Annotated in this window: 11 protein-coding genes and 3 pseudogenes; 4 read left to right on the forward strand and 10 right to left on the reverse strand. The window is 59.5% G+C overall.

Annotated elements, in window-relative coordinates; all coding sequences use genetic code 11:
* Positions 1-32 precede the first annotated feature (32 nt).
* The 3 genes and pseudogenes from JCM12296_RS27715 to JCM12296_RS27730 form a co-directional block, all read right to left on the reverse strand.
* Entirely contained in the window at positions 33-1,217 is a 1,185-nt protein-coding gene (locus tag JCM12296_RS27715; RefSeq protein WP_054699910.1) for a thiolase family protein, read from the reverse strand.
* Positions 1,218-1,233: 16 nt separating this feature from the next.
* Positions 1,234-3,640: pseudogene (locus JCM12296_RS50925) on the reverse strand (3-hydroxyacyl-CoA dehydrogenase NAD-binding domain-containing protein).
* A gap of 516 nt (positions 3,641-4,156) precedes the next feature.
* Positions 4,157-4,906, reverse strand: coding sequence for an N-acyl homoserine lactonase family protein (locus tag JCM12296_RS27730; protein ID WP_172684145.1), 750 nt, complete (start codon positions 4,904-4,906; stop codon positions 4,157-4,159).
* Positions 4,907-5,083: 177 nt separating this feature from the next.
* Here JCM12296_RS27730 and JCM12296_RS27735 point away from each other — a divergent pair, with 177 nt between their 5' ends.
* The 3 genes from JCM12296_RS27735 to dusB all read left to right on the forward strand — a co-directional run bounded on the left by JCM12296_RS27735 (position 5,084) and on the right by dusB (position 7,368).
* Entirely contained in the window at positions 5,084-5,428 is a 345-nt protein-coding gene (locus JCM12296_RS27735) for a hypothetical protein (protein WP_054699917.1), read from the forward strand.
* A 72-nt stretch (positions 5,429-5,500) separates the two neighbouring features.
* A complete protein-coding gene (locus JCM12296_RS27740) occupies positions 5,501-6,385 on the forward strand; it encodes a DUF1848 domain-containing protein (RefSeq protein ID WP_054699919.1) in 885 nt (294 codons plus the stop codon).
* Positions 6,382-7,368: a tRNA dihydrouridine synthase DusB gene (dusB, locus tag JCM12296_RS27745; RefSeq protein WP_054699921.1), complete on the forward strand. Its 987-nt coding sequence runs from the start codon at positions 6,382-6,384 to the stop codon at positions 7,366-7,368. Before JCM12296_RS27740 ends, dusB begins: the two co-directional genes overlap by 4 nt.
* On the opposite strand, the gene JCM12296_RS27750 is transcribed toward dusB, so the two are convergent.
* Genes JCM12296_RS27750 through queF form a run of 4 tightly spaced genes read right to left on the reverse strand, consistent with a single transcriptional unit; the run spans position 7,365 to position 8,695 of the window.
* Complete coding sequence (locus JCM12296_RS27750; RefSeq protein ID WP_157067948.1) at positions 7,365-7,652, reverse strand: hypothetical protein; 288 nt, start codon at positions 7,650-7,652, stop codon at positions 7,365-7,367. The two genes, dusB and JCM12296_RS27750, sit on opposite strands and share 4 nt — an antisense overlap.
* An 8-nt stretch (positions 7,653-7,660) precedes the next feature.
* Positions 7,661-7,900: a hypothetical protein gene (locus JCM12296_RS27755; protein WP_054699925.1), complete on the reverse strand. Its 240-nt coding sequence runs from the start codon at positions 7,898-7,900 to the stop codon at positions 7,661-7,663.
* Positions 7,875-8,294, reverse strand: coding sequence for a hypothetical protein (locus JCM12296_RS27760; RefSeq protein ID WP_054699927.1), 420 nt, complete (start codon positions 8,292-8,294; stop codon positions 7,875-7,877). Before JCM12296_RS27760 ends, JCM12296_RS27755 begins: the two co-directional genes overlap by 26 nt.
* Complete coding sequence (gene queF, locus JCM12296_RS27765) at positions 8,291-8,695, reverse strand: preQ(1) synthase (protein WP_054699929.1); 405 nt, start codon at positions 8,693-8,695, stop codon at positions 8,291-8,293. The genes JCM12296_RS27760 and queF overlap by 4 nt, the downstream gene beginning before the upstream one ends.
* A gap of 186 nt (positions 8,696-8,881) precedes the next feature.
* Between queF and JCM12296_RS27770 the strand changes: the two genes are divergently transcribed.
* Positions 8,882-9,076: a hypothetical protein gene (locus JCM12296_RS27770; RefSeq protein ID WP_054699931.1), complete on the forward strand. Its 195-nt coding sequence runs from the start codon at positions 8,882-8,884 to the stop codon at positions 9,074-9,076.
* Between the two features lie 17 nt (positions 9,077-9,093).
* On the opposite strand, the gene JCM12296_RS27775 is transcribed toward JCM12296_RS27770, so the two are convergent.
* The 3 genes and pseudogenes from JCM12296_RS27775 to JCM12296_RS50935 form a co-directional block, all read right to left on the reverse strand.
* On the reverse strand, positions 9,094-11,052 hold the full coding sequence (locus JCM12296_RS27775; protein WP_054699934.1) for a caspase family protein: 1,959 nt from the start codon (positions 11,050-11,052) through the stop codon (positions 9,094-9,096).
* 308 nt (positions 11,053-11,360) lie between these two features.
* Positions 11,361-11,429: pseudogene (locus JCM12296_RS50930) on the reverse strand (hypothetical protein); the annotation flags it as partial.
* Positions 11,430-11,656: 227 nt separating this feature from the next.
* Positions 11,657-11,833: pseudogene (locus tag JCM12296_RS50935) on the reverse strand (WD40 repeat domain-containing protein); the annotation flags it as partial.
* Positions 11,834-11,838 lie beyond the last annotated feature (5 nt).

Consider the following 11,838-nt stretch of genomic DNA (forward strand, 5'->3'; position numbering starts at 1 on the left):
GTTGTTTGATTTGTCTGGAAAGGGGGCGGGTGTTAATCACAAAGCTCGAAGAGGGCCGCGGCGCCCATGCCGCCGCCGATGCACATGGACTCCACACCGTACTTGACGCCCTTGCGCCGCATGCTGGCCAGCAAGGTGGCGCATAATTTCGCGCCGGTGCAGCCCAGGGGGTGTCCCAGGGCGATGGCGCCGCCGTTAACGTTGATCGTATCCATGCGGTCGGTCAGCCCCAACTCCCGGATGCAGTAGATCGCCTGGGAGGCGAAGGCCTCGTTGATCTCCCACAGGCCGATATCGCTGGTCTTCAGGCCGGCCAGGTCGAGCAGCTTGGGGATCGCATAGCGGGGGCCGACACCCATTTCATCCGGTTCACAGCCGATGGTGGTGTACATCTTCAGCTTGGCGATGGGCGTGAGACCGTATTTCCTCACCGCCTCGCCGCTGGCGATGATCGCGGCAGCGGCGCCATCGGTGGTTTGGGACGAGTTGCCCGCCGTTACCGATCCACCCAGGGCAAACACCGGCGGCAGTTTGGCCAGCCCCTCCAGGGTGGTGGCGGCCCGTACGCCGTCATCGATGGCCTGGATGAAGGTCTCTTTTTTATAGGTGCCGTTTTCCTGAAGGACGTAGCGGGAGGCCGGCGTGGGCACGATCTCGCTGAAAAGACCCTCCTTCTGGGCCTTGGCCGCCTTCATTTGGGATTCATAGGCAAAGGCGTCCTGGTCGGCGCGGGAGACCGCATAGCGGTTGGCCACGTTTTCCGCCGTGATACCCATGGAGGCGTAAAGGTCCGCGTGTTGGCGGGAATACTCGGGATGCGGACGGGGCATGTTGCCGGGCATGGGTACGAAGGTCATGGATTCCACGCCGCCGCCGATGGTGATCTCCGACCATCCGGCCATGACCCGCAGGGCCGCCTGGGCGATGGCTTCCAGGCCGGAAGAGCAGAAGCGGTTGACCGTGGCGCCGGACACGCTGACGGGAAAACCGGCGATCTGGGAGGCCATGCGGCCGATGTTGAGTCCCTGCTCGGCCTCGGGGAAGGAGCAGCCGATCATGATGTCGTCGACGGTTTTGGGTTCGATCTTGCCGTTTTTCTCCATGGCGGCCTGCAGAATGAAGGCGAGCAGGTCATCCGGACGGGTATCTTTGAAGGCGCCCTTGACCCTGCGGCAGCCGGGGGTTCTGACGGATGTGACGATATAGGCATCTCTCATGGAAATTCCTCCTTTGTTAATTCCGTAGCGGCTTGCCGGTGGTCAACATATGCTCGACCCGGGCCACGGTTTTCTCCTGCTTCCAGAAGTCGAGAAACGCTTCCCGCTCCAGGTTGAGGATGACCTCCTCGTCGACCATACTGTTGGTGCGGACATCACCGCCACTGATCACCCAGGCGATCCGTCGGGCCAGGAAGGTATCGTATTCGCTGACGAATTTGGCCGAGCGCATGTTGTACAATTCGGAATCGATCATGCCCTGGGCGGCCGCGCCAAAGACCCGGATGGGTCGTTTGACCGGCGGGGCGTAGCCGTCGGCGACCATCCTGAGGACTTCTTGCTTGGCCTCGCCGATCAGGTAGTCGCGGTTGAAAACGATACGGTCGCGGGGGCCGAGAAAACCATTGGCGCGGGCCTCGGCGGCGGACATGGAGATCTTGGCCATGCCAATGGCCATGAAGGTGGGAACGAAGAACTTGGCCAGGTCCACGTCGGTGACCGGTTCGGGAATGTCGGCGGTCATTTTCTTCCACAAGTTCAGGCAACCGCCGCCGCCGGGCAACAGACCGACACCGATTTCCACCAGGCCCATATAGAGTTCGCTGTGAGCCACGATTTTGTCGGCCGCGCCGATGCACACCTCGCAGCCGCCCCCCAGGGTCAGGCCATAGGCGCCGCCACCACGGGAAAGCTGGCATAACGTACTTTCTGCATGCCCAGCTGGGCTTTCTTGAGGAAAGCCTCGATCTCGGCATACTGACCGGCCTTGGCCAGACCGGCCATGTAGGCCAGGTCGCCGCCGGCGCAGAAGGCCCCGGGCATCCCGCCGGCCTGGTTGCCGATTACCATTCCGAGGCCATTGGCATCCACATAGTCCATGGCCTCGGCCATGAAATCGACGATTTCGCCATTGATGGCGTTCATCTTGGTGTGAAACTCCAGGCAGAAGACATCGTCGCCCAGATCCACCAGGGACGCCGACGGACAGGTCTTGACGGTTTTTCCATCGGCCTTGAGACCGGCCAGGGAGATGATGTTGGCGCTGACCTTCACCGGCTGGTAGGCACCGGTCGTAAAGTCATAATAAAGGGGCTTGCCGTTTTCCAGCTTGTAGAAGCTTTCGTTGCCGGCCGCCAGCATGGCCTTGACCTTCTCGGGAACGCTGAATCCGCCGGCTTCCATCTTGGCCACGGCGGTTTTCACGCCGATGGCGTCCCAGGTCTCGAAGGGACCCATTTCGAAATTGAATCCCCAGCGCATGGCGTTGTCGATTTCAACAATCGTATCGGCGATCTCGGGAATGCGGTTGGCCGCGTAGATCAGGTTGCTGGCCAGCGCCTTCCAGGCAAACTGAGCGCCCTTGTCCTCGCCATAGACAATCGCCTTGATTTTTTCCGGCAGGGTTTTGGCCTTTTTGGCCGTCGCCAGGCAGGCAAAGTCGGGTTTGCCGTATTCGGCATGGGTCAGGGTCGCCGGATCGATCACCTTGCGGATTTTCTTCACTCCGGGGTGAGGTCGGTTTTGTAGAAGCCGACTTTGGTTTTCTTTCCCAGCATCTTGGCCGCGATCATCTTGCCGATGAATTCAGGGGCGATGAAATCGGCGCGGGATTCGTCCTCGGTGACCAGGTCATAGGTGTTCTTGGCCACATGCGCCATGGTGTCCAGGCCGACCAAATCGGCGGTTTTGAACATGGCCGTCTTGGGACGCCCCATGGCCGGCCCGAAGAGCGCATCGACTTCGGGAATGGAGACGCCCATCTCCACCATCAACTGCATGGCCTTGATCATGCCCTGAACGCCGATGCGGTTACCGACGAAATTGGGCGTGTCCTTGGCCCAGACAATCCCCTTGCCCAGGATGCGCTCGCCGAAATCGGCCATGAAGGCCAGGACCTCGGGCAGGGTCTCCGCACCGGGGATGATCTCCAAGAGTTTCATGTAACGGACCGGGTTGAAGAAATGGGTGCCGAGGAAATTTTGCTTGAACGCCGCACCCCGGCCCTCGCTCATTTGCTTCAGCGGAATGCCGGAGGTATTGGAGGAGACGATGGCACCGGCCTTGCGGACCGGTTCGATGCGTTTGAACAGGTCCTGCTTGATCTTCAGGTTTTCGACGACCACCTCGACGATCCAGTCGCATTCGGCCAGTTTATCGAAATCGTCCTCCAGGTTGCCGATGCGGATGCGATCGACATCCTTGGGCTGCATGAGCAGTGCGGGCTGGGTCATGATCACCGTGTCCAGACCGGTCTTGGCGATCCGATTGCGAGCCGCCGGGTCGTTCTTTTCCTCCTCCTTGAGGTCGAAGGGGACGATGTCCAGCAGCAAGGTTTTCACGCCGGCACTGGCCAGAAGCGCGGCAATGCCACCGCCCATCACGCCGCTGCCGATGACTGCCGCCTGCCTGATTTTTCTGATCATAGTATCCTCCTGCAGATAAGCGTTGCTTGAGTTCATATCCACCGCTTTAGAGCTTGCTTGAAAAGCGATCGCCCCCATGAAAGCATAGACGCCTGCTGCGTCCGGAATGTTGAATTCGCTTGGCCCCGCCCGGCTCATCCAAGATTCCCGACACGCTGCTGGATTCTGGATACAGTGATGGACGTTGGGTGTTGACCAGGATCTCCGTGAGATCGGGCAGGGCAAGCGAAATTGAAAAACAACTGAATGAATACTCATTCATTTAGCATTTGCCAAAACCGTGTGTCAAGTCCAAAACTGTGTTTCTCAGGGCAAGCGCATTTGGAACCTATTCTACAAAATAATGGTCGCAGGCAAGGCCAGCTCCTACAACAACCAACGATAAATATTGACATCACAGGAAATTGTAGCGGGCCTTGCCCGCGAAAATAGAAATCGATCCAAAGGCGATTACCCTGAGGATTGACTGGATGGATGCGCGAATAGAAGGCGTGGTTAATCCGTATGAGTAATCATTCAGCGTGGAATCGGTTTTCCGTTGGCAAAGGCCGGTTCATGCAGGGGCAGCAGAATATCGGCCATCTGTTTGACCTTGACCAGGATGTCGTAAGCCTCGTAGGCGTTGACATGGGTGCCCGGTGGGATCACCTCCATCTCCATGGCGCGGATCGACTTGGGCGGGTTGAGATTGTCGTTGATCACGCAGAATCCGGTGATGGCGGCGGTGCCGCCGTCGGTTTGCACCAATACCGTCAGCCCTCCTTCGGTATGCGCCGGGGTATGCACGACCCGGATGCCGTCCGCGATTTGCGTGTCATCGTCGATGATCCGCAACTGCCCGTTGGCTTCCACATCCTCGATATAATCTTCCACGTAACGGAAATCCAGGGGATGGGGATCATGGATCCGTTCCATTTCCCTGGCATGCACCACGAATTCGGCGTTGGTGCACTTGTAATCATTTTCGCAGTGGTCGTTGTGCAGGTGGGTATGGATCACCATGTCGATTTTTTCCGGTTTCAGGCCGACGCGATCCAGTCCCTCCTCGAAGGTGTAAATCCGACCGCCAATGGCCTGTTCGCGATCCGCCGAGCGGACCGGATTCATTTCTCCGGTGTCCACGATGATGGTTTTCTCCCCGCCTTCCAGGTACCAGCAGTAAATCGGTATGGTAAACGGTTTGCCATAATCGTACTGGTAGGTCATCATGCCTTTGTCGAAAACCTTGGTACCCATGACGATGGGGTGGATGCGATAGTGGGTCACCGGCGGATCTCCTTCCATGGGGCAGGACGGGTTGACGATCGATGGACCTGATTTTAGGGTATATGCTTCTACAGGTCAACGCTTTTGGCCGCCCCGATCGTTCGCGTGTTGACAGACCAAGGCCGGCCCTCCTATACATGAGCGTTCGATTGACCTGAAAAAAAGGATAAGTGCGCTATGGCCAGGGAACAGGATATCGTGCTGATCTACTTTGAGGATCAGCCCTTGAGTTTTGCCCGTATCGAATCGATTTTACCCGACAACAAGCCCGACTGGTACCACGTCAAACTGCTGATGCTTCAGATGCCGCTCCAGGTCGTGACCTGGATCCTGCGGGATCGGTACATCATGGGTGATGAATTCACCATGAACGGCAAGCGCATGCGCCTGGAATTGGTGGTCTGTCCGGAAACGCCGGAGGAAAAGGATGACCCACAGGACGAGGCGCCAGGGGAAGAGTCCTCCCCAAAGCCAGCAGGCAAAGCCACGGTCATCTCCCTGAAGGATAAGTTCAAGCGGTGAGGGCCCAGGCCGATCGGTAACGATGGAAAACGCGCAGGCGCCGATATCGGGCTTCTTACGAATCCGTCAAGTATGGAACACGAACTGAAACAGGTCCTCTCCGTCTCGCGGCGAACGGATATCCCCGCCTTCTACATGCCCTGGTTCATGCAGGGCGTTGACCGGGGAACCATCGCCGTGGAGAACCCGTTCAACCGCCAGGTCCGGCAGGTGCCCGTATCGCCCGACCGGGTCCACGCCATGGTTTTCTGGTCCAAGAATTTCGGGCCGTTCCTGCAAGGCGGCTACGGTGAGCGGCTTCAGACCATGGGATACCATCTGTTGTTCAATTTCACGATCAATTCGCAGGTCCCGGAGCTGGAGCCGGCTGTGCCACCTCTGGATCAGCGGCTCGATCAACTGCGCCAGCTCTGCCGGCATTTCGGCCCGCAAGCGGTTCAATGGCGTTTCGATCCGATCTGCCATTATGTCATGCCCACGGGTGAGATCCGGACCAATCTGGCCGATTTCGGCACCATCGCCGAGGCGGCCCGGGGGGCGGGCATCGGAACCTGTGTGACCAGCTTCATGGATCACTATGCCAAGATCCGCCGACGCACGCGCGGGCGGCTGACCTTTATCGATCCCACCATGGCGGAAAAGTGTGGTTTGCTGATGGAACTGGAACGAATTTTGTTGCCGCTTGGCATTCAGCTGAACCTGTGCTGTGAAAAGGATGTCCTGGCGCACCTGCCATTATCGACAACCATCCGGGCCGGCGCCTGCATTTCCGGTCCGCGCATCGTAACCTTATATGGCGGTCATGTCTCCCTGCGCGCCGATGCCGGCCAGCGCCGGGCGGCCGGCTGCGGATGCACCCAATCCGTGGATGTGGGGTCCTACCGTTTGCATCCCTGCCACCACAACTGTCTTTTTTGCTACGCCAACCCGGCGGGTGACGGAAAAGGGCCTGCATGAAGATCGGCCATGTCGATACCGGTAATCTGACCGTGTTTGCGCCCCTGGCCGGAATCACCAACCTGCCCATGCGCCTGCTGGCCAAGCGTGCCGGCTGCGGGCTGGTCTGCTCCGAGATGATCAGCTCCAACGGGCTGGTCTATAATTCGGCCAAGACCGTTCAACTGTTGGACAGCGTGCCGGCCGAAAAACCGCTCTCGGTGCAGATCTTCGGTGCCGATCCTGAGATCATGGCCGATGCGGCGCGCATCGTTCAGGCCGCCGGTGCCGACATCCTCGATATCAATTTCGGCTGTTCGGTGAAGAAAATCCTGAAGAGTCATTCGGGTTCGGCACTCATGCGGGATCCCTCCCTGGCGGAGCGGATCATCGCCGCCGTCCGTCGGGCGATCACCATTCCGTTGACCATCAAAATCCGTTCCGGCTGGGATGCTTCGGGCGCGCAGGCCCTGGCGATTGCCCGTCTGGCCCAAGATGGCGGGGTCGACGCCGTGGCGGTGCATCCGCGTACGGCGACCCAGGGATTCGCGGGGCATGCCGATTGGCGCATCATCGCCGCGGTGAAAAAGGCTTTGTCCATTCCGGTGATCGGCAACGGGGACGTCAATACGGCAGCGGATGCCCTGCGCATGCTAAAGGAGACCGGCTGTGACGGGGTGATGGTCGGCCGGGCGGCCATCGGCAATCCGATGATTTTCAGACAGATCCTGGCCGCGCTCGACGGCCGCGCGGCATCACCGGTCACGGATGACCAGCGCATAGCCTTGATGGTGGCGTATGTGCAGGATTCGGTACGATACCTGGGCGAAGAGACGGCCAGCCGCATGATGCGCAGCCGGTTGTGCTGGTTTGTCAAGGGGATGCGCGATGCCAGCCAGTTCCGGTCTTCAATCCGCTTTATCGCCAGCCAGGCGGAGGCCATGGAGCTGATCCGGCGGTATGCGCGGTCCATTGACGCGCCAGCAGTAGTGGAAAGCTTTTAGGATCCGGGGACCACAATACTCCCCACCGGCGGAAGATCGCCGCTTTCAACCGCGCCGGAGGATTGCAGCGGCGTTACCTGGAGAATATGGAGTTCGCCGATTTTTGGTCCGGGGACGATGTAGCGCTGTTCCCCCAGGCCGGTCAGGGTCTGGCTACCATCCAAGACGGCAAGGCGATCGCCAGCCTGGATACCCGACTGGCTGCCGGCCGGGATCACGCAATGGCCATCGTCCACGGCAATCACCGTTGCCAGCCAGGGGCTATCCGCGATGACCTCGCCCATCTGCTCGCCTAATTCCTCGCCCAAATCCCCCATGCTTCGGCCAGATCGTCCACCATCACCTCCTGACCCTGGTCGATCGCCTCGGCCTGTTGGTCGTCGATCTCAATCTCGTCATTCCGGGTGGCAATGCTCAGGCGCGCGCCGGTGACGGTGTCATAGACGGCGGCGGCGGTCTGAATCTGCAGGCTGTAGGCGACGTCCTTGAAGATCCAGAATCCCGTGTCATATTTGCGTACACGGATGTCCATGATCACGGGGCCGGTCAAAAGATTGTACCCGTCCTCCCGGGCCAGAAGATAGGGCGTACACGTCCATCTCGCCATTGGCCATGCGCGGCGGGTTGATCAAATAAGACGGCACATCGGACTTGCCCGGTATGATGAACTGGGCGTCAGACGCGTTCTCGGCCATGCTGGCGATGAAGGCCTCCACAAAGGGGGTGGCGGCCTGGCCGCTGGTGAACATGCTGGTGTTGGTAAGCGCCATGACACCGACCCGTTTCAGATACCCGCCATTGTCCGAAAAGTCGCGGATGGTTTCCTTGTCCGCCGTTCGGTAGGCGGCTGCCATGCCGCAACCTGCGAGCATCAGGACGGACGCCAGAAGGCTCAGCCATTTTCCACCCAACCGTGCGGCGATCATGGGGTGGCCTCATAACGGGCGCAGACGGCGGTGGTCAGGCCACCCCGCGAGGTGAACTCGCCGGTGACTTCCATGAACTTGGGCGTGAGCACCTTGACCAGATCGTCGAGAATGCGGTTGGCAACGTGCTCGTAAAACATGCCGACGTTGCGGAACTGCAGCAGGTAGTATTTCAGGGATTTGAGTTCGATGATGAAGCGATCCGGCGTATAGCGGATGTTGATGGTGCCGAAATCGGGCAGGCCGGTCATGGGGCAGACCGAGGTGAATTCCGGCTGGGAAATGGTGATGACGACGTCCCGTTTGCCCTGGTAGGCGTATTCAATGGGATCAAGCATCTCGGTGGTGACCACCTCGGGCTTGTCCACGGTGTAGCGAATGGTATGATCATAGGATTTCATGGATGGCTCCCGTCAATGGGTTTGGTCTGCTTTTTATATGGAAGGGGCTTGGTGTGTCAAATGTTCTGTTGTGACCGGTGGTTTCAGATGCTGTTGGCAGCGATGCCAGGGAGCGGTTGACTTCCGTTTGGCTTCCTGTTAACAGTTCAATATATTTACCAATACAAACCAATAAGGCGGGTGCTGATGAGAAAGTCGAGCGTGGATGAACAGATCCTGCGGGCCACCAAGGAGATCGTGGTCAAATTCATCGAGACCGGGCGGATTTCACCAACGGGATTTCCCGAAACCTTCAAGGCCATCTACCGGGCCGTGGACGAGACCGTCAAGCAGGCGGTCGATGCCGACGAGGAAGCGGAAAGCGCCGGGGACGGCGTCTGACAATCGCTTTATAAAGATCACGGTTTTCTGCCCACGGGAAAAGAAGCCCCGGAGATGCTTCGAACAGGGAATTGTCTGATTCCATATTTTTTCAGGGTAATGGCTGGCACCAGTTTCTCGATGTAGTCGGCCAGTTCGCCAATCTCGATAAGGGTGTTCCCGTCGCGGTCGGCATTTTTCAAACCCTCGATAAGGGCATGGGTGAAGACCCCATGGCCGTTTTCCTCATAGGCCACCTCATCGCTTTTCGTAGCCGCCAGGATAGCCCGGCCACTGATTCGTCCCATGCGGATGATGGCGTCTTTTTCGGCAATGCCGCGGCCCATGGCAAAGGCGCCCGAACTGCAGGTGTCAAGCAGCAAAAGGGTCTTGTTGCTGGGAATTTTTTGCATCAAGGTGCGTAGATCCTGCTGGTTAAGGCTCTGCTCGTTCATCGTCTCCAGGCTGGTGTAGGATACGCCTTGGGGCAGAAAATGGTACTGGCCGTCGATGGCCGTTCCATGACCGGCGAAGTAGACCACGAAGACATCCTCTGGTCCGGCCATGGCAGCCATGTCTGTGAGGGTCGTCTCGATGGCGGCCCGGGTGGCCGCATGATCCGATAACACCCTTACCACCGACGTGTGAAACAGGCCCTGGCTGCATGCCTGGAATTGGTCGACAACGGCCTGGGCGTCGGCGGCCGCGTATTGCACGCCCTGGGTCAAACTGTGATCGCGGTAACGGGTCACCCCCACGGCGAAGACGAAAAGGGCCGGGCGTGTGCTGGGCGCCTCGACATCGACCACCGCCGTCACGGGTGCCGAGGCGACGCCGTTCGTGTTGGTCGCGATCAGGGAAATCTCCCGCCGTCCCGGTGCCAGGCTGAAGCGGCGTCCCACCGTTCCGGGACCGGCGCCGGGGATATCCGCAGGCCTTCCCTGGATCTCCTCGCCGTCGATGCGGTAGATGAGTCGGTTCACGCCGCCACCCTGGTCGATGACGCGTGCCTTGAAAACAAACTTGCCGGTGGAATTGCTCCTTGCCGATGAGAGAAGTTCCAGTTTGGGCGGCAGACCACCGCTGAGGACCTGCCGTACGTCACCCAACTGCTTGGCAGCCGCTTTCAGGGCCGCTTCCCCGCCGGGACTGAACAGACCGGCAATGAGATCGCGGCGATAAAACTGCTCGGTCAACTGCTCGGCGGTAACGAATACGCCGGCCTTGTCCACGCCTTGGTTGAGGTGGTAGCCGAAGCGTTCCGATCCGCCGGGGGAGGCATCGAAGAACCCCTGGGGCGTCCAGGCGATCCAGCGCTTGCCGTCGGGATGGATGAACAGGGCCAGCACCTCGCGACCCTTGTCCACGGTATACCAGCGCAGGGTCCCGTCGCCCAGGGCCGCCACCACGTAGCGACTGTCGGCGGTGATGTTGATGGCCCTGGCGAACGGAACGAAAACTTGCCAGCGGGGAGGCGTTACCGGATTATCGTAGAAGCGCACATACCAATCGGTGCCCAAAACAAATCCCCAGCCCGAGGGGGCAAGGGCCAGGCATCGAGATGTTTCATTGGTTTTGAGTTTTAAGGCCTGCCAGCGTACGCATGGGGTTTCCGTATTTTCCCAGTTCGTATCGGGCGCATTGCCGTTTGCCGGTGCTTGCAGGTCGTCGATATCGGGTGCGCCCATGGTCAGCTGGCCGTTGACCATGTCGAAGCGGGCGATTTGCTGCGACCATCTGCCTGCATTGGTCAACGTATCGAAGCTAAACGCTACCACCGACCCGTCGCTGGAAAGCCGCAGCTTGTTCGGGTTGCCCCGATGGTCGAGAATCTCACCACGACGGGAGAAGCGTCTGCTGCCGTCGGCATTGAGTACGCCGAAAAGCGGATCAGCCGCGCCAAAGGCCAGCCGGCCGCCATTGAGGCTTGAAGCCCCGTGATGGTGTTGGTGGCCGCTCGGAAGCGCCGGGGCGCGCCGCGGCCACTGTTCGGCCATGCCAGAATCGGGCTCCAGCCCGAGCCATCGTTGTACCGACCACCGGCGTACAGGAATTTGCCGTCCCGGGACCAGGCGACGATGCCGATATTGGTGTTGTCTACACCCGTGGTGTTCGCGGCAAATAGCCATGTCAGGTTTTGGCTCGAAAGAACATCCACGGCCGTGGTGTCATCAAAACCGACGGCTACCCGGCGACCGTCATGAGAAAACCGGGCTGTGTAGGGCTTCTTTCCACCCGGAACGGCCGTTTTGGCCACAAGCTGGAATTGGCTGTCGTACAGCCGCACCAGGCCGTCATGACAGGTGACAACCAGGCGGCCGGCAGGGTCGAAATCGACGGAATAGCTGTCATCCCCATAATCGCTGTCGGCCATGATTTGCCGCCAGTTCCGGGTGTCGAACACCCGCACGCCGTTGGCACCGCCCAAGGCCGCGGCCAGCCGACTGCGTCGGGCGAAAAACGGAGATCAACGATCACATTGGGAAGGCCGGTCAATCGTTGCAGAATCCGGCCGTCACCGCGATCGAAAAGATAGATGGAATGCGTTTGATCCCATTTAAATCGGGTCCAGCCCCCCACGGCCACGATGGTGCCGTCCGGGGAGATGGCCACGGCGTAGATCTTGCCTTCGCTGCCCTCGGCCTGGGGTGGGCGCAGGACTTGCAGCAGCTTCCCTGTCACCGCATCCCAGACCCGCGCGGTCTTGTCATCTGAGCCGGTAACGATGAAACGGCCATGGCGATCCACGGAAATTCGGTTAATGATTGCCGTATGCATGCCGG

Origin of the sequence: Desulfosarcina cetonica JCM 12296 (assembly GCF_001311845.1) — a bacterium.
Taxonomy (GTDB): Bacteria; Desulfobacterota; Desulfobacteria; order Desulfobacterales; family Desulfosarcinaceae; genus Desulfosarcina; species Desulfosarcina cetonica.